Below are 16366 nucleotides of genomic sequence, written 5' to 3' on the forward strand. Positions count from 1 at the left end.
GAGAGCGGCAGGACCGGGCCCGGTCCTGCCGCCGTTCATGCGCGCCGTCCCCGCCGGTGGGCGATCTCGCCGAGCACGACGTCCACGACGATGAAGGCCGCGAGCGAGATACCGAGCAGCGGCACGAAGTAGCCGAGCACGGCGACGCCCGCCGCCAGCGGGACGAGGATCCACGGGGGCACCTGCTGCCAGGCACCGCGCGGCAGGGGGCGGCCGAAGGCGGAGTCGCGGCCGCGCTGCCACCACATGCGGTAGCCCCACACGATCAGCAGGATCAGTGCGAGCGCGAGCCCCATCAGGGCGATCTGGTTGGCCAGGCCGAACAGGATGCCGGTGTGCAGGTCGATGCCCCAGCGGGTCAGCTTGGCGAGCAACGGGTAGTCGGCGAACCGCAGTTCGTCGGTGACCTCGCCGGTGGCCGGGTCGATGGCGACCGAGTCCTGCTTCTCGGGCCAGCTGCGCTGGACCTGCCGCACCACGTACGCCGACTCGGCGTCGGCGGGCGGGACGATTTCGACGGGGTCGCCCAGCCCCTTGGCCCGGGCCGCCGCCAGCACCTCGTCGAGGCCGGCACCGGCCGCGGTGTCCCCGGACGCGGCGGTTCCGTCGTGGCCCGCGTGCTCGCCGGCCGCCGCCGAGACGGACGGGGTGGAGTGGCCGAGCGAGGTGCGCAGTTCGTCGATGTTGGCGCCGGCGTAGGCCGACCAGGTCAGGCCGGTCGCCGAGAGGAAGAGGAACCCGGCGGCGGCCCAGGCGCCGACGGTGCCGTGCAGGCCGAGCGTGCGGCGCCGCCCGCTGGTGCCCCGTACCTTGCGCAGCGCCCGGCGGCGGGAGAACCACAGCACCAGCCCGCCGCCCGCGATGACCCACAGCCAGCTGGCGGCGAGTTCGCTGTAGAAGCGGCCGGTGTCGCCGAGGTGCAGGTCGCGGTGGAACTCGTCGATCCAGGTGCGCAGCGGCAGCGCGCCGGTCGAGCCGTACTGTTCGAGGGCGCCGCGCACCTGGCCGGTGTACGGGTCGACGAACACGGCGAGGGTGTGGCCCGCGTCGACGCCCTCGACGCCGGACAGCAGCACCCTGGTCGTCGCGTCGTCCTCGGGCGAGGGGCGTATCGCCGAGACCGTGCCGTCGGGGTGGGCCTCGCGGGCGGCGGCCACCTGCTCGGAGACCGGCAGCTTGGTCTCGCCGACCGGGACGGTCAGCTCGTGGGCGTACACGAGCTTCTCGGCCTGGAAGGAGGCGGCGTAGAGGAAGCCGGTGGTCGCGGCGACGAGCAGGAGCGGGGCGACGAGCACTCCGGCGTAGAAGTGCAGGCGCAGGATCAGCGGACGCAGGGGTGCCCAGGCACGCGGGGACCGGACCGGGGCGTCGGGTTGCGGGGCCTCGTCCGATGGGGGTCCCCCCGCTCGATCGCAGCCGAGAGTGGGGGAGGTCGAGGGAGCGGTGGACATCGCGGGCTTCTCCGGTGACTGGGGACGGTGAGTCTCGGCCGTGGTGGTCGAGTAGTCGGGAGCAACCGCTGTCGAGTTCCCGGAGTTTCAAGTGACCTGCGCCACATGCGGGAGTGCCGGGGTGCGTGGCATTCTGTCGCGATGGCACTCCCCCACGAGCGCGCACCCCTGTCCGAGCAGGTCGAGCAACTCCTCGCCAATGATGGCCCGTTGCCCATCGTCGCGGCCGGGGATCCGGTGCTGCGGCGCCGGACCGAGCGGTTCGACGGCCAGTTGGCCCCCGCGCTCCTCGCCCGTTTCGTCGCGGCCATGCGCCTCACCATGCACGCGGCTCCCGGCGTGGGTCTCGCCGCGCCGCAGGTCGGGGTGGGGCTGCGGATCGCCGTGATCGAGGACCCGGCGCCGGTGCCGGAGGAGGTACGGCTGGCGCGCGGGCGGGTTCCGCAGCCGTTCCGGGTGCTGGTGAACCCGTCGTACGAACCCGTCGGCAGCGCGCGTGCCGCCTTCTTCGAAGGCTGTCTGAGCGTGCCGGGCTGGCAGGCGGTGGTGGCGCGGTACGCCGAGGTGCGGCTGACCGGCCAGGACGAGTACGGGCGTGCCGTCGACGAGGTGTTCGGCGGCTGGCCCGCGCGGATCGTGCAGCACGAGACGGACCATCTCGACGGCATGCTCTACCTGGACCGCGCGGAGCCGCGCTCGCTGTCCTCGAGCCAGGCGATGGCGGAGCGCTGGACGCAGCCGACCCCGAAGGAGGCGGCTGCGTCGCTCGGCTTCGAACTGCCGCGCTGAGCGCTCCGCTGGAAGCACGGTGATGAACCTGCGGGCCGGTGGGGGCTGGTCGCGCCCACGCGGCGGATCGGGCGAGGAGGCGGCGACAGCGCACGACCCGCGCGTCCGGCCCGTCAGCTGTCGCGGTACGTCTCCAGCAGCCGCAGCCACACCTCGCTGATCGTCGGGTACGACGGGACCGCGTGCCAGAGCCTGCTGACCGGCACCTGTCCGGCGACCGCGATGGTCGCCGAGTGGATGAGCTCGCCGACGCCCGGGCCGACGAAGGTGACGCCGAGGAGGATCTCGCGCTCCAGGTCGACGACCATGCGGGCGCGGCCCCGGTAGCCGTCGCCGTACAGGCTCGCGCCGGACACGGAGGCGAGGTCGTAGTCGACGGCGCGGACCCGGTGGCCGGCCTGTTCGGCCTCCGCCAGGGACAGGCCCACGGCGGCCGCCTCCGGGTCGGTGAAGACGACCTGGGGTACGGCGGCGTGGTCGGCGGTGGCCGCGTGGGCGCCCCAGGGGTCGGACTGCAGGAGGGGGACGCCGGAGGCGCGGGCGGCGATGGCGGCACCCGCGATCCGGGCCTGGTACTTGCCCTGGTGGGTGAGGAGGGCACGGTGGTTGACGTCGCCGACCGCGTAGAGCCACTTGTTGCCGGTCACGCGCAGGCTGTCGTCGACCTCGAGCCAGGAGCCGGGTTCCAGGCCGATCGTGTCCAGGCCGATGTCGTCGGTGCGCGGGGCGCGTCCGGTGGCGAAGAGGATCTCGTCGGCCTCGATACGGTCGCCGGTGCTGGTGACGACCACGACGGTGCCGTTCTCGCGGGTCACCGACTCGACCGAGGTGCCGGTGCGGACGTCGGCGCCGGCCTCGGTGAGCGCCTCGGCGACCAGTTCGCCGGCGAAGGGCTCCATGCGGTTGAGCAGCCCCTTGCCGCGCACCAGGAGGGTGACCCGGGAGCCGAGGGCCTGCCAGGCGGTGGCCATCTCGGTGGCGACCACTCCCCCGCCCACCACGACCAGGCGTCCGGGCGCCGCCTTCGCGCTGGTGGCCTCCCTGCTGGTCCAGGGCCTGACGTCGGCGAGTCCGGGCAGGTCGGGCAGGAGGGCACGGGTGCCGGTGCAGACCGCGACGGCGTGCCGGGCGGTCAGGACACGCCGCTCGCCGTCGGCACCGGTCACGGTGACCGTGCGCGGTCCGGTGAGGCGGCCCTGGCCGCGGTACAGGTCGGCGCCGATGCCGTCGAGCCACTGGACCTGGCCGTCGTCCTTCCAGTGGGAGGTGTACTCGTCGCGACGGGCGACGACCGCGGCCGTGTCGAGGGGACCCTGCACCGACCCGCTCAGGCCGGGCAGGCGGCGGGCGTCGGCCTGGGCGATGACCGGGCGCAGCAGGGCCTTGCTGGGCATGCACGCCCAGTACGAGCACTCGCCGCCGACCAGCTCGCTCTCCACGACCGCGGTGGACAGACCGGCCGCGCGGGTGCGGTCGGCGACGTTCTCCCCCACGGGCCCGGCCCCGAGCACCACTACGTCGTAAGCGATGGTTTCCGTTTCCGTCATGGAGTCAGTCTGGTGGGTGGTGTGCGCGGTGGCCACACGGGTACGTGCGCGGAATACGCGACCGTAGGGCCGTGTTGTCGCCGACGGCTTCGCCCCGACACCAGGAAGAGGGATCAACGCCATGAGCAGCACCGTGGAGCTCACCAAGGAGAACTTCGACGAGACGGTCACGGACAACGAGTTCGTCCTGATCGACTTCTGGGCGTCCTGGTGCGGGCCGTGCCGTCAGTTCGCCCCCGTCTACGAGAAGGCGGCCGAGGAGAACCCTGACCTTGTGTTCGGCAAGGTGGACACCGAGGCGCAGCCGGAGCTGGCCGCGGCCTTCGGTATCCAGTCCATCCCGACGCTGATGATCGTCCGGGACCGGGTCGCCGTGTTCGCGCAGCCGGGCGCCCTGCCCGAGGCCGCCCTCACGGACGTCATCGGGCAGGCCCGGAAGCTCGACATGGGCGAGGTCCACAAGGCCGTGGCCGCACAGCAGGCGCAGGCCGAGCAGAACGGCGAGTAGTCGACGCCTAGAAGGGGTACGGCGCCACGTCGCCGCGCACCGTCGTCCAGCGCACGTCGGTGAAGGCCTCCAGGTTGGCCTCGCCGCCGAACCGGGCGCCGGTGCCGGAGGCGGCGATGCCGCCGAAGGGGGCCACGGCCTCGTCGTTGACGGTCTGGTCGTTGATGTGCACGATCCCCGTCGGAATACGCTCGGCCAGGTCCAGGCCGCGCGCGGTGTCCCGGGTGACGATACCCAGGGACAGTCCGTACGAGCTCGCCGCGGCGAGGGCGGCCGCCTCGTCGGCGCTGCTGAACGGACGTACGGGCGCGACCGGGCCGAAGACCTCCTCCGCGTACGCGGGAGTCTGGTCGTCGACGCCGGCGAGGACCGTCGGCCGGTAGAAGAGCTCCTCGTGCGTGCCGCCCGCGGCCAGCTTGGCGCCTCGGGCCGTGCTGGCCTCCACCAGGCCGTGCACCTTGTCCCGCTGGCCGGCGTCGATGAGCGGGCCGAGGTGGACCTGGGCGCGGTGCGGGTCGCCGACGGCGAGCGAGTCGGCCCTGGCGGCCAGCCGCTCGACGTACTCCCCGTACAGCGACTCGTGCACGAGGTGTCGGCCGGTCGTCATGCAGATCTGGCCCTGGTGGAAGAAGGAACCCCAGGCGGCCGTGGAGATCACCGCCTCGATGTCGGCGTCTTCCATGACGATCAGCGCGGAGTTGCCGCCGAGCTCCAGGTGCGCCCGCTTGAGGTGGCGTCCGGCGGCCTCGCCGACCGCCCGGCCCGCGGCCGTGGACCCGGTGAAGGAGATGACCGGCACGCGCGGGTCGGCGACCAGCGCCTGGCCCGCGTCCGGGCCGCCCGGCAGGACGTGCAGCAGGCCCTCGGGCAGACCGGCCTCGGCGAAGACCGCCGCGAGGGCCAGGCCGCCGCAGACCGCGGTGCGCGGGTCCGGCTTCAGGACGACCGCGTTGCCGAGCGCGAGCGCCGGGGCGACGGAGCGGATGGACAGGATCAGCGGGGCGTTGAACGGGGCGATCACTCCGACGACGCCGACCGGGACGCGCCGGGTGTACGACAGGCGGGGCGCCTCGCTGGGCAGGACCTGACCGGCCGGGCGGGAGGCGAGCGCGGCGGCCTCGTAGCACTCCTGAGCGGCGACGTGCAGTTCGAAGTCGGCCTTGCCGGGGACGGAACCGGACTCGCGGACCAGCCAGTCGCGCAGTTCGTCGGCGTGCGCCGCGAACAGGTCACCGGCCTTGCGCAGCACCCCGGCGCGGACGAAGTGCGGGACCCGTGCCCACTCGGTCTGGGCGGTGCGGGCGGCCTCGGCGGCCGTACCGACGTCCTCGGCGGAGGCGAGCGTGACGGTGCCGAGCGTGTCGCCGGTGGCGGGCTCGGTGACCGCGTACTCGGGCCCCGTCAGGGGGCTGGACTGCCAGGTCTTCGGGTCGAGCAGCGGCATGGTGGCTCTCCGTTCGTCACCGGCGGGACTCATGTCCCGAGCGGAAGTCCCGTGTAGTTCGCGGCCAGTTCGGCGGCCGCATGGCGGGATGCGGTGATCCGGCGCAGACGAGAGAGCTGCATCCGGTGTTCGAACGCATCCCCGTTTGGTTGAGCGTGCAACATCTTAGTCATGTCGTAGGAGAAACGGGTCGCCTGCCACACACGTTGCAGACACACCTCCGAATATCTGTCGAGCAGTCGTGTACTTCCCGTGCGGTGCAGCTCCGTGAGGGCGCGGGCCAGGACCCGGACGTCCGACACGGCGAGGTTGAGGCCCTTCGCCCCGGTCGGCGGGACGATGTGGGCGGCGTCCCCGGCCAGCAGCAGCCGTCCGTGGCGCATCGGTTCGTGGACGTAGCTCCGCATCGTCGTCACGGACTTGGCGGTGACCGGGCCGCGGTGCAGGGTCCAGTCGGCGTCGATCGCGAAGCGGGCTGCGAGTTCGTCCCAGATGCGGTCGTCGGGCCAGTCGTCGGGGTCGGTGCCGTTCGGGACCTGGAGGTACAGCCGGGAGACCGACGCCGAGCGCATGCTGTGCAGCGCGAAGCCGCGCTCACCGCGGGCGTAGATCAACTCCTCGCAGGACGGCGGCACTTCGGCGAGGATTCCGAGCCAGGAGTACGGGTAGTCGTGCGCGTACGAACGGCCGACCCCGGCCGGGAGGGCGTCCCGGGAGATGCCGTGGAAGCCGTCGCAGCCGACGACCCAGTCGCAGGCCAGCGTCTGCTCGCGCCCCTCGTGCAGGAACCGTACGACGGGACTCCCGCTCTCCGGCTTCTCGATCGCCAGCGCCTCCGCCTCGAACAGCAGCGGTGGCCCGTCGGCGAGCTGGAGAGCGACCAGGTCCTTCACGATCTCGGTCTGGGCGTAGATCGTGACCGTACGGCCGCCGGTGAGGGCCGGGAAGTCGATGTGATGGCGTTCGCGGTCGAAGCGCAGCTCGATGCCCTGGTGCACCAGGCCCTCGGCGGTGAGGCGGTCGGCGGCGCCGGCCTCGCGCAGGGCGTCGACCGTGCCCTGCTCCAGCATTCCGGCACGCTGGCGCTGCTCCACGTGCTCCCGCGTCCTGCACTCCAGGACGACGCAGTCCACGCCCGCGCGGTGCAGTAAGCGGGCGAGGAGCAGTCCGGCGGGGCCGCCGCCGATGATGCCGACCGTGGTACGCATGACACCTCCCTGGTCCAGCAGTACTTGGAGAGCCCGGGGACTCCTGCCGGGCGCCCCCATCGAGGACCTTCCGGCGCCTTGTGATCGCCCATACCGGACGACGTGCGCTGATCCGACCGGAGTCCAGACACAGGCTCTCAGCTGGAGTCGCGGTGCACCACCGTGGCGCCCAGCACCTTGTGTGTCTCGGGTGCGGCGCCGGGGTCGCGTACCGCGTGGTCGACCAGTTCGGCGAGGTCGCGGCCGGACGGCAGCTCGATGTGGACCGTGCTGAGCCGGGGCCGCAGCAGCCGGCCGAGCATCAGGTCGTCGGCGCCGATGACGGCCGCATCCTCGGGGATGCGGACGCCCTCGTCGTGCAGGGCCCGCATCAGCAGCATCGCGTACTCGTCGTTGTACGCGAACACCGCGTCGAGGCCGAGCTCGCGCCAGCGGGCGGCGAGGCGGGCGGCGGCCTCCTCCTCGTAGCCGAGGGGCAGTGCGGTCACGGTGGCGTCCGTGCCGTGCAGAGCGTGGCGTACGCCCGCGAGACGGGGCGTGGAGAAGGACTCCAGGCCGTCCTCCTCGGGCACGAGCACGCCGATCCGGCGCCGGCCGCGGTCGTAGAGGTGGGAGCCGGCGCAGTGGCCGACGGCCTCGTGGTCCATGAGCAGGGCGTGGGCGCCCTCGACGGACTCGGGGCCGAGGGTGACCACGGCCCGGGCGCCGGAGCGCTTGAGCACCGTCACGCCCTTCGGGCCGAGCCCGGCGCCCGGCACCAGCACGGCGACCGGGCGCAGCTCGGCCCAGGCGCGGGCGGCCTCGTCGCCGTACGGACCGGCGCCGCCGTACTGGACGACCGTGTAGTCGAGGCGGCCGAGCGCCACCTGGAGGTCGCTGAGGAACTGGCCGTAGAGCGGGCCGACCGGGAAGGTCGGCGCGGGCATCAGGACCATCCGGCTGTGTCCGGCGCGCAGGCTGCGGGCGGCCGCGTGCGGGACGTAGCCGAGTTCCTTCGCGGCCTCGTGGACGCGGCGCCGCGTGGGCTCGCTGATCCGGACGGCGCTGGTGTTGTTGAGGACGTAGGAGACGGTCGCGCGCGAGACGCCTGCCAGGCGGGCCACATCGGCACTCGTGGGTACCGAGCGCGGTGCGGTGGGCGAGGGCGCGGGCGTTTTCGGTATCTGCACCATGACGTACCGCATCTTCGCAGAACCTGTGAGCAGGGCCACAGGCGGGGGAACCCGCGACGGTCGGCGACGGCTCAGCAGGGTGACTCGGTGCGGGTCACGCGGGCGACCAGGTCGTCCCAGCCCGCCTCCAGCCGCTCGACCGGCATGCCGCACTGCCTGGTCAGGTAGTGGATCGCGGCGGGGTCGAGGTATCCCAGCAGTACCTGGGCGAGGAGCTCGCAGTCCGCGTCCGGGAGTGCCTGGCGCAGCAGCAGCGTGACGTGGCCGCGAAGGAATCGGCGGGGCGCGTTGGAGAAACGGCGTTCGGGGCTGTTCTCGGCCGCCAGCTGCAGGTCCAGCTCGTCGGCCGAGCGACGCAGCGCGGCACGGCCGAACGCCCGCAGCCGCTCCACGGGCGGCGCGCCGGGCCCCAGCGGGGCGGGGCCGCTGAGCAGTGCGCCCTGGAACTTCTTCTCCGAGTGGTCCAGCAGCGCCATCAGCAGGCCGGTGCGGTCGCCGAAGCGGCGGAAGACCGTGCCCTTGCCCACCGAGGCCGCCGCGGCGACCGCCTCCATCGTGACCCCGGCCGCACCGTGCTCCGCCACCAGCCGCGCCGCGGCCTCCAGCAGCCGGGCCCGGTTGCGCGCGGCGTCGGCGCGCAGACACGGCTCCTCCTCGGCCACCCCGAGCTGCAGCAACTCAGGCTGGTCGACGGGTTGTTCAGCCTTCGGGAAGGGCGGCAGGGAGGCGGACATGACTCAAGAGTAAAGCATTGGGAATGAAACTGGACCACGGTCCGGTTAGGGTGCTAGAACATTAAGCGGACCTCGGTCCGGATCGTTACGGCATTATTTCAGCACCTGGGAGTTCACATGTCTGTTCGCATCCTCGCGCTCGTCGGCAGCCTTCGCGCCGGTTCGCACAACCGTCAGCTCGCCGAGGCCGCCGTCAAGCTCGCCCCCGAGGGCGCGGAGATCGCGCTCTACGAGGGGCTGGCCGAGATCCCCTTCTACAACGAGGACATCGACATCGAGGGCAGTGTCCCGGCCGCCGCGGCCAAGCTGCGTGAGGCCGCGCAGGCCGCCGACGGGTTCCTGCTCTTCTCGCCCGAGTACAACGGCACGATCCCGGCCGTGCTGAAGAACGCCATCGACTGGCTGTCCCGCCCGTTCGGCGCCGGCGCCTTCGGTGGCAAGCCCGTCGCCGTGGTCGGCACCGCCTTCGGCCAGTACGGCGGCGTGTGGGCGCAGGACGAGGCCCGCAAGGCCGTGGGTATCGCCGGCGGCAAGGTGCTGGACGACGTCAAGCTGTCGATCCCCGGTTCCCTGACCCGCTTCGCCGAGACCCACCCGGCCGACGACAGCGAGGTCGCCGCCCAGCTGACCGAGGTCATCGCCCGGGTGCACGGCCACGCCCACGAGGCCGCTGCCGCCTGACCGGCACCGCAGGTCCAGGAGGGGGCCCGAGCCGACCGGCTCCGGCCCCTCCGGCGTCCGGTCCTTGCGCTCACACCAGCTCGGCCAGCCGCTGGACCGCCGGGGCCGCGAAGCGCTCGATGAACGCCGCCGGCTCCCCCGTGCGCGGCGCCAGGATCACCGTGTCGATCCCGAGTCCGGTGTAGCCCGCCATGTCCCGGGTGAAGGCGTCGAGGCCGTCCTCGCCGGTGTGGACGACCGTCTTGCGGATCTCGTCGTAGTCCCGGCCCTCGGTCTCGCAGTGGCCGCGCAGTACGTCGAGCTTGTGCGTGACCTCCGCCGTCGAGGTGGCGAACAGGTTGCACGCGTCGCCGTACCGGGCGACCAGCCGGAGCGTCTTCTTCTCCCCGCCGCCCCCGATCATGATCTCGGGGTGCGGGCTGCTGACCGGCGCCGGGACGCACAGGGTCTCGGCGAGCCGGTAGTGCTTGCCCTCGAAGGGGCCGTTGGCCTCCGGGTCCCACATCCGCAGACAGATCCGCAGGGTCTCCTCCAGCCGCTCGAACCGCTCCGCGAGCGGTGGGAACGGCACCCCGAGGCCGAGGTGTTCCCGGTCGTACCAGGCCGCCCCGACACCGAGCGTGGCCCGGCCGCCGGACAGCACGTCGAGCGAGGTGGCGATCTTGGCGAGCAGCCCGGGGTGGCGGTAGGTCACCCCGCTCACCAGCGCGCCGATCCGGACCGTGGAGGTGTGGCCCGCGAGGTAGCCCAGGGTCGTGTAGGCCTCCAGCATGGGGGCCTCGGCGCCGCCGTTGAACTCCATCTGGAAGTAGTGGTCCATCACCGACAGCCAGCTCACGCCGGCCGCCTCGGCCGCGGCGCCCGCCGCGGCCAGCTCGGCGCCGAGCGCGGGCCCGCCCCCGGGATGGTCGAACCGGTTGATGTGCACACCCACCCGCATGTCCGTCTCCGTTCGCCCCGTCTTCACCGACCCTCGTGACGCTAGGTGTTGGAGCGTTCTCGAAGTCAAGCGTCGTCGCCGGGACGTCGGTCTCCCGGCCGCCTGCCGTTCTTCCTCCCTTCCTCTCTTCCGGCTCTTCTTCTACCGGGTCAAAATCGTTCAAAGCGGCGACCACTTCCTGTCATGTCTGGAAGGGTGTCCGAATGCAGACCTTTTACCGAAGACTGCTCGAGCTGATGCCCCGACTGGGCCTGCGGGTGACGGACCTCGGACCGGGAACCGCGGTCGTCTCCCGGCGCGGTGGCCGGGTGCGCACCTCCCTGGGGCCGGGTGCCGACCTGCTGACCAGGGACGACGGCCGGTACGCGGTGAGCGCCGCCGGCAAGGACGCCTGGGTCGTGGTGCGCGACGGGACCCGGGCACCGGCCGGTGCGTGGAACAGCGTCCGGCTGGGCGACAGCGGGGCGCGGCTCCTTCTCGACGACCGCGCCGAGGCCGACGAGCGCAAACTGCAGCTCGCGGCCGCCGAGTATCTGTGCGCCCAGCATGTCGCCGCGATGCTCGGCCTCTACGGCGTGAACTGTGTCTTCGACGTCGGCGCCAACACCGGCCAGTACGCCAAGCGGCTGCGCCGCCTCGGCTACACCGGCCGGATCGTCTCCTTCGAGCCCACCGCGGACGCCTACGCCCGGCTGAGCAAGGCCGCCGAGCACGACCAGGACTGGCACGTCCACCACCTGGGCCTGGGCCGCGAGGACACGGTCAGCACCATCCACACCGGCTGGAACACCATGAACTCACTCCTGCCGCCCAGCGACTACGGCCGCGACCGCTACCAGCGCTTCGCCGAGACCAGCACGGAGGAGATCGAGATCCGCCGCCTCGACGGCGTCATGGAGAAGGCCCTCGACGGCATCGCCGAGCCGCGCCCGTTCCTGAAGATGGACACCCAGGGCTACGACCTGGAGGTGTTCGCCGGTGCCGGGGAGCGGGCCGGGGACTTTCTCGGCCTCCAGTCGGAGGTCGCGATGCTGCGGCTGTACGAGGGCAGCCCGCGGATGAGCGAGGCGGTCGCCACGTACGAGGAGAGCGGCTTCGAGATCACCGGGATGTACCCGGTGACGCGCCAGGCGGCCACCGGGCGGGTCGTGGAGTTCGACTGCGTGATGACGCGAGCGAAGGCGGCGCCTCAGACGGGCTGAGCCCCGCTCACGGCGCCGCTCCGGGCGACGCGCTCCTTCTCGGTCCGCTCCTGCTTCTTGGCGGCTCGCAGTCCACGCGGTCCAGATCAGGAGGGCGCCGCGATGAAGCCGGCGCACAGCACCAGGGCCGTGATCACGCCGGCCATCAGCACACGTTGCTGATACTGGGAGGGCACCGAGAACTTCGCCATGATCAGGGCGAAGACGAAGAGCCCCAGGTCATGGCCGGGCCACCCGCCGTACGGCGGGCAGGTTCCGCCGGACGGCGGACCCCCGGTCGGCCGCCGGTGCGCGAATGATGGCCGCACGAGCCGCCGCGCGCCCCCCGGGCGACCAGTGTGAGGAGCACCCATGACGCAGGTACCGCCCCCGTTCGACCCCGAGCTCGCCGCCGCCCTGGAGCTCATCAAGGACGTCATCTCTCCCGGTATCACGCCGGACGAGATCGATGCGGCCCGCCAGGGTCCGGGGATCGAGATGCTGGCCGGGCTGGATCTGACCATGGACGGCTTCTTCGAGATCGAGGACCGGGCGGTGCCCGGCCCTGAGGGCGCGCCCGAGATATCGCTGCTGGTCTGCCGTCCCGCCGCCCCGGCGGAGGACGGCCCGCGGTCCGTGATCTACCACGTCCACGGTGGCGGCCTGATCCTCGGTAACAACCGGTTCGGCGTGGACGCCGCGCTGGCCTGGGCGAAGGAACTGGACGCGGTCGTGGTGTCGGTGGAGTACCGGCTGGCGCCGGAGAACCCGTACCCGGCGCAGATCGAGGACGTGTACGCCGGTCTGGAGTGGACCGCGAAGCACGCTGCGGAACTGGACGCCGACCCGGGGCGGATCGTCCTCGCCGGTTCCAGCGCGGGCGGCGGTCTGTGCGCGGCGCTGACCCTGCTCGCCCGGGACCGCAAGGGGCCGCAGCCGATCGGCCAGCTCCTGATGTGCCCGATGCTGGACGACCGCAACGACACCGCTTCCTCCCACCAGATGGCGGGCCTCGGCATCTGGGACCGTACGGCCAACGAGACCGGCTGGACCGCGCTGCTCGGCGAGCTCAGGGGCGGCGCCGACGTCCCCGCCTACGCGGCACCGGCCCGCGCGGAGGACCTGACCGGCCTGCCCCCGGCCTTCCTGGACGTCGGCTCCGCGGAGACCTTCCGGGACGAGGTCGTCACCTACGCCACCCGCATCTGGCAGGCGGGCGGAGTGGCCGAACTCCATGTCTGGCCCGGCGGCTTCCACGGCTTCGACGGCTTCGCTCCGCAGGCGGCGCTGTCGCAGGTGGCGCGGGCGGCGCAGGTGGGGTGGCTGCGGAGGTTGTTGGGGCGGTGAGGTGCGGGCGGGGAGACCGGGCGCGGAGCATCCCGCGTCGCGGTGGATGGCTGAGCTCTCTTCAGGAAGCGGCAATCCATGAGGGGCAGCGGCCCCATCGAGGCACTCGGTGAACAGCCGCGCGCGGTCACCTCGCAGGTCAACGGTGTACAGGCATCGCTCCCGGCGCCTCGCCCCTCACCCCACCTCATCCCCATCCGCATCCAAAGCCCCCACACACTCCTCGAACCGCACCCCAATACCGCACCATGGGCCTATGAAAGAGCTGGCCGGGCGCCTCACCGCGCTGGATCCCGATGCCGGTGCCGCCGTTCGCGTCATCGCCTACTTCGATCGGCTCGCGGAGTCGCGCGCCGGGCTGGAGGCGCTGGTCCGTGGGGCCGCCGTGCTGGCCGGGGTGCCGGCGCGGCTCGTCGATGCCGAGCGGCGGGTGTCCGTGCGCGTCGAGGCGGACGGGCGGCGCTCCGACAGCGCCCTGCCGCCGGATCCGGCCTGGCCGTCCGCCGCGCTGACCCCGGACGGCGTTCCGGCCCTGTGGCTGGAGCGGGCCGGGGCGGGGCCCAGTGTGGTCGACGCGGTGATTCTGGAGCGGGCCGCCGGGGCCGTACGGCTGGTGCTCGACCGTACGCGCGGGCGGGCGCCCGCCGATGATCCGGCCCTGGTCGAGACGCTGCTCGACGCCACCGCCCCGGACGCCGCCCGGCTGCACGCGGCCCGCCGACTGGGACTGGATCCGGCCGTACCGGCACGCGTGCTGGCCCCGGTCGACGGCCGACCCCGGATCGTTGCCACGCACACGGACCCCGAGCCGCCCGCCGAACGGGTGGGCGTCGGGCCCGCCGTCGCGGTGCTCGACCTGCCGGACTCCTGGGCCGCCGCCCGCACCGCCCTCCGTTTCACCGCCGAGGGCACCGCGCAGGATCCCGGCCCGCGTGTGGTGCACGCCGAGGACCTGGGCGGTATCGCCCTGCTCGCCGGTCTCGTCGGGCCGGGTGCCGAGCCCCCGTCCGACGTACAGACCCTTGAGGCGGCCGCGGCGGCCTCGCCCTGGCTGCTCGCCACGCTGAACGCCGTCGCGTCGACGGCGAGCCTGCGTGCGGCGGCCACCGCGAGCAACGTCCACCACTCCACGCTCCAGGAGCGGCTGGTCCAGGCCGAACACCTGCTGGGCTGGCCGGTGCGCACCCCGCAGGGCCGGTTCCGGCTTCAGCTGGCACTGACGATGCGGCACCTGGCACGGCCGTAGCGGCGGGGCCGGCACCCACAGCTCGAGGATTGTCTCGCCGCCCGCCCGCTGTACGGGATACCGGCTCAGGAACTCCGCCTCGACCTCGTGGGATCGAGGCCGGGACAATTGCTTGCAAGCGCGCTATACGCGCATTCGCTGGAAATTTCACCGATGGCCTATCCTGGGTTCCAGCACTTTCGGGACGGAGGACACCGGCGCCATGACGGCCACAGACCCCGCACTCACCGCCCTCGCGCAGGGCTGGTGCGCGCTCTCCCTGCTGCACGGGAGGATCGAGGTCCACATCGAGCGGGCCCTGCAGGCCAAGCACGACCTGAGCGTGCGCGAGTACTCCCTGCTGGATGTGCTGAGCCGACAGCACGACGGCGAGGGCGGGCATCTGCAGATGAAGCAGGTCGCCGATGCCGTCCTGCTGAGCCAGAGCGCCACGACCCGGCTGGTCACACGCCTGGAGGACCGCGGGCTGCTGTCCCGCTACCTGTGCCCCACCGACCGCCGCGGCATCTACACCGACGTCACGGAGGCGGGCTCCCGGCTGCTCGGGGAAGCCCGCCCCACGAACGAGGCGGCGCTGCGCGAGGCGCTCGACGAGGCCGCGCGGAACCCCGAACTCGCCCCGCTGGTACGGGCGGTGGAGACGCTCCGGGTACCCGCCGCCTGACCCTCGGCACACCCCGACGGTCGGCGGCGGCGCAGGTCAGAGCAGTGCGGGTGGCGTTGACAGGCTCGCGGACCGGGCCGTAGAAAGCAGCGGAGCAGCAACCGAGTGGTCGGTCATCCGGCGACGGACCACCAGGAGGGACCAGCGTGCAGGAGCTTCCCCTGTCCGGCATCACCGTGGTCAGCCTGGAGCAGGCCGTGGCCGCTCCCTACGCCACCCGGCAGCTCGCCGATCTCGGGGCCAGGGTGATCAAGGTGGAACGGCCGGGGGACGGCGACTTCGCGCGCCGGTACGACACGACCGTGCACGGCAGCTCCAGTTATTTCGTCTGGATCAACCGGTCCAAGGAGTCCCTCACCCTGGACCTCAAGGATCCGCGTGGCCGCGAGATCCTGTACCAACTCCTGGACGGCGCCGACGTGTTCGTACAGAACCTCGCGCCGGGCGCGGCCGACCGCCTCGGGCTCGGTGCCGGTGCGCTCGCCGAGCGGTGGCCGCAGCTGATCCCGTGCACGATCTCCGGGTACGGCACGTCCGGGCCCTGGGCCGACCGGAAGGCGTACGACCTGCTGGTGCAGTGCCAGACGGGACTGGTGTCGCTGACCGGAACCGCCGAGGAGACCGCCCGGGTCGGCATCTCCGTCGCCGACATCGCCGCCGGGATGTACGCGTACACCGGCGTCCTCACCGCCCTGTACACCCGGGCCACCACCGGCAGGGTGCACCCGGTGGAGGTGTCCCTCTTCGAGGCACTGGCCGAGTGGATGGGCCAGCCCGCCTACTACACGCGCTACGGCGGCGGCCAGCCCCCGCGCCTGGGTACCCAGCACGCCACGATCGCACCGTACGGCGCGTTCACGGCCGCCGACGGCGGGCAGGTGCTGTTCTCCATCCAGAACGAGCGTGAATGGGCCGCCCTGTGCGCGGACTTCCTCGGCCGGCCGGAGCTGGCCGGCGATCCTCGTTTCGCCACCGGTTCCGACCGTGTCGCCCACCGCGAGGAGCTCAACGCGATCGTCGCCGAGCGCTGTGCCCGCTCGGACGCCGAGGAGATCCTCAAGGACCTGGAGGGCTTCGGCATCGCCTGCGCCGGGGTCAACGACGTCGCCGCGTTCCTCGACCATCCGGTGCTGGCCGGCCGTGACCGCTGGCGTGAGGTGGCGGTGCCGAGCGGGGCCATGGTGCCGGCGCTGCTGCCGCCGGCCGACCTCGCGGGAGTGCCCGCGCGCATGGATCCGGTGCCGGCGGTCGGCGAGCACACCGAGGCGATCCTCGCCCAACTGGGCCGCGACGCCGAGGAGATCGAGGCGCTGCGCGCGGACGCCGTGATCTGAGCGCGCATCGCCCTGGCGTCTGCTGGTCTCGCACCGCGCCGAGACACGGATCGCGAACGCGCCGGTGAAGTCGCCCGTCCCGCAGGCGCGTTGAGTCGTCACCGACCTGCGGGGGCGGGT

15 protein-coding genes and 1 pseudogene are annotated in these 16366 nt (G+C 72.7%); 8 read left to right on the forward strand and 8 right to left on the reverse strand.

The window, feature by feature from the left end; translation table 11 throughout:
- Positions 1-35: 35 nt before the first annotated feature.
- Positions 36-1451, reverse strand: a complete 1416-nt coding sequence (locus AQJ91_RS30245; RefSeq protein WP_067027847.1) for a PepSY-associated TM helix domain-containing protein — start codon at positions 1449-1451, stop codon at positions 36-38.
- Between the two features lie 141 nt (positions 1452-1592).
- Between AQJ91_RS30245 and AQJ91_RS30250 the strand changes: the two genes are divergently transcribed.
- Positions 1593-2240: a peptide deformylase gene (locus tag AQJ91_RS30250; RefSeq protein ID WP_067027849.1), complete on the forward strand. Its 648-nt coding sequence runs from the start codon at positions 1593-1595 to the stop codon at positions 2238-2240.
- 113 nt (positions 2241-2353) lie between these two features.
- Here AQJ91_RS30250 and AQJ91_RS30255 read toward each other — a convergent pair whose 3' ends face one another.
- Entirely contained in the window at positions 2354-3787 is a 1434-nt protein-coding gene (locus AQJ91_RS30255; RefSeq protein WP_067028032.1) for a dihydrolipoyl dehydrogenase family protein, read from the reverse strand.
- 121 nt (positions 3788-3908) lie between these two features.
- Here AQJ91_RS30255 and trxA point away from each other — a divergent pair, with 121 nt between their 5' ends.
- Positions 3909-4295 carry a thioredoxin gene (trxA, locus tag AQJ91_RS30260; RefSeq protein WP_067027851.1) on the forward strand — a complete coding sequence of 129 codons (387 nt, stop codon included), beginning with the start codon at positions 3909-3911 and terminating at the stop codon, positions 4293-4295.
- A 7-nt stretch (positions 4296-4302) separates the two neighbouring features.
- On the opposite strand, the gene AQJ91_RS30265 is transcribed toward trxA, so the two are convergent.
- The 4 genes from AQJ91_RS30265 to AQJ91_RS30280 all read right to left on the reverse strand — a co-directional run bounded on the left by AQJ91_RS30265 (position 4303) and on the right by AQJ91_RS30280 (position 8853).
- On the reverse strand, positions 4303-5739 hold the full coding sequence (locus tag AQJ91_RS30265; protein ID WP_067027853.1) for a benzaldehyde dehydrogenase: 1437 nt from the start codon (positions 5737-5739) through the stop codon (positions 4303-4305).
- A gap of 29 nt (positions 5740-5768) precedes the next feature.
- Positions 5769-6947, reverse strand: coding sequence for a 4-hydroxybenzoate 3-monooxygenase (locus tag AQJ91_RS30270; RefSeq protein WP_067027855.1), 1179 nt, complete (start codon positions 6945-6947; stop codon positions 5769-5771).
- A 137-nt stretch (positions 6948-7084) separates the two neighbouring features.
- Complete coding sequence (locus AQJ91_RS30275; protein WP_079085301.1) at positions 7085-8119, reverse strand: LacI family DNA-binding transcriptional regulator; 1035 nt, start codon at positions 8117-8119, stop codon at positions 7085-7087.
- Between the two features lie 71 nt (positions 8120-8190).
- Positions 8191-8853: a TetR/AcrR family transcriptional regulator gene (locus tag AQJ91_RS30280; RefSeq protein ID WP_067027859.1), complete on the reverse strand. Its 663-nt coding sequence runs from the start codon at positions 8851-8853 to the stop codon at positions 8191-8193.
- Positions 8854-8970: 117 nt separating this feature from the next.
- On the opposite strand from AQJ91_RS30280, the gene AQJ91_RS30285 reads away from it, so the two are divergent.
- Complete coding sequence (locus tag AQJ91_RS30285) at positions 8971-9534, forward strand: NAD(P)H-dependent oxidoreductase (RefSeq protein WP_067027860.1); 564 nt, start codon at positions 8971-8973, stop codon at positions 9532-9534.
- Positions 9535-9604: 70 nt separating this feature from the next.
- On the opposite strand, the gene AQJ91_RS30290 is transcribed toward AQJ91_RS30285, so the two are convergent.
- Complete coding sequence (locus tag AQJ91_RS30290) at positions 9605-10474, reverse strand: LLM class F420-dependent oxidoreductase (RefSeq protein ID WP_067027861.1); 870 nt, start codon at positions 10472-10474, stop codon at positions 9605-9607.
- A 203-nt stretch (positions 10475-10677) separates the two neighbouring features.
- Between AQJ91_RS30290 and AQJ91_RS30295 the strand changes: the two genes are divergently transcribed.
- Positions 10678-11676 (forward strand): FkbM family methyltransferase, encoded by a 999-nt coding sequence (locus AQJ91_RS30295; protein WP_067027862.1) that lies wholly within the window; start codon positions 10678-10680, stop codon positions 11674-11676.
- A gap of 95 nt (positions 11677-11771) precedes the next feature.
- Here the strand turns inward: AQJ91_RS30295 and AQJ91_RS52525 are convergent.
- Positions 11772-11888 (reverse strand): annotated as a pseudogene (locus AQJ91_RS52525) (TerC family protein); the annotation flags it as partial.
- A gap of 139 nt (positions 11889-12027) precedes the next feature.
- On the opposite strand from AQJ91_RS52525, the gene AQJ91_RS30300 reads away from it, so the two are divergent.
- The 4 genes from AQJ91_RS30300 to AQJ91_RS30315 all read left to right on the forward strand — a co-directional run bounded on the left by AQJ91_RS30300 (position 12028) and on the right by AQJ91_RS30315 (position 16246).
- Positions 12028-13002, forward strand: a complete 975-nt coding sequence (locus AQJ91_RS30300; protein ID WP_067027863.1) for an alpha/beta hydrolase — start codon at positions 12028-12030, stop codon at positions 13000-13002.
- Between the two features lie 256 nt (positions 13003-13258).
- Positions 13259-14248 (forward strand): helix-turn-helix domain-containing protein, encoded by a 990-nt coding sequence (locus AQJ91_RS30305; RefSeq protein WP_067027865.1) that lies wholly within the window; start codon positions 13259-13261, stop codon positions 14246-14248.
- 202 nt (positions 14249-14450) lie between these two features.
- Entirely contained in the window at positions 14451-14912 is a 462-nt protein-coding gene (locus AQJ91_RS30310; protein ID WP_067027868.1) for a MarR family winged helix-turn-helix transcriptional regulator, read from the forward strand.
- Between the two features lie 146 nt (positions 14913-15058).
- The gene (locus AQJ91_RS30315; RefSeq protein ID WP_067027870.1) at positions 15059-16246 is read left to right on the forward strand and encodes a CaiB/BaiF CoA transferase family protein; all 1188 of its coding nucleotides are present in this window, start codon (positions 15059-15061) and stop codon (positions 16244-16246) included.
- Positions 16247-16366 lie beyond the last annotated feature (120 nt).

Origin of the sequence: Streptomyces dysideae (assembly GCF_001514305.1) — a bacterium.
Taxonomy (GTDB): Bacteria; Actinomycetota; Actinomycetes; order Streptomycetales; family Streptomycetaceae; genus Streptomyces; species Streptomyces dysideae.

Excerpts from the sequence above, each read along its gene's own strand:
- AQJ91_RS30305 (WP_067027865.1), top strand. The coding sequence starts at position 13,259 with ATGAAAGAGCTGGCCGGGCGCCTCACCGCGCTGGATCCCGATGCCGGT.
- AQJ91_RS30285 (WP_067027860.1), top strand. The coding sequence starts at position 8,971 with ATGTCTGTTCGCATCCTCGCGCTCGTCGGCAGCCTTCGCGCCGGTTCG.
- AQJ91_RS30310 (WP_067027868.1), top strand. The coding sequence starts at position 14,451 with ATGACGGCCACAGACCCCGCACTCACCGCCCTCGCGCAGGGCTGGTGC.
- AQJ91_RS30270 (WP_067027855.1), bottom strand. The coding sequence starts at position 6,947 with ATGCGTACCACGGTCGGCATCATCGGCGGCGGCCCCGCCGGACTGCTC.
- AQJ91_RS30295 (WP_067027862.1), top strand. The coding sequence starts at position 10,678 with ATGCAGACCTTTTACCGAAGACTGCTCGAGCTGATGCCCCGACTGGGC.
- AQJ91_RS30275 (WP_079085301.1), bottom strand. The coding sequence starts at position 8,119 with ATGGTGCAGATACCGAAAACGCCCGCGCCCTCGCCCACCGCACCGCGC.
- AQJ91_RS30280 (WP_067027859.1), bottom strand. The coding sequence starts at position 8,853 with ATGTCCGCCTCCCTGCCGCCCTTCCCGAAGGCTGAACAACCCGTCGAC.
- AQJ91_RS30290 (WP_067027861.1), bottom strand. The coding sequence starts at position 10,474 with ATGCGGGTGGGTGTGCACATCAACCGGTTCGACCATCCCGGGGGCGGG.
- trxA (WP_067027851.1), top strand. The coding sequence starts at position 3,909 with ATGAGCAGCACCGTGGAGCTCACCAAGGAGAACTTCGACGAGACGGTC.
- AQJ91_RS30250 (WP_067027849.1), top strand. The coding sequence starts at position 1,593 with ATGGCACTCCCCCACGAGCGCGCACCCCTGTCCGAGCAGGTCGAGCAA.
- AQJ91_RS30245 (WP_067027847.1), bottom strand. The coding sequence starts at position 1,451 with ATGTCCACCGCTCCCTCGACCTCCCCCACTCTCGGCTGCGATCGAGCG.
- AQJ91_RS30255 (WP_067028032.1), bottom strand. The coding sequence starts at position 3,787 with ATGACGGAAACGGAAACCATCGCTTACGACGTAGTGGTGCTCGGGGCC.
- AQJ91_RS30300 (WP_067027863.1), top strand. The coding sequence starts at position 12,028 with ATGACGCAGGTACCGCCCCCGTTCGACCCCGAGCTCGCCGCCGCCCTG.
- AQJ91_RS30265 (WP_067027853.1), bottom strand. The coding sequence starts at position 5,739 with ATGCCGCTGCTCGACCCGAAGACCTGGCAGTCCAGCCCCCTGACGGGG.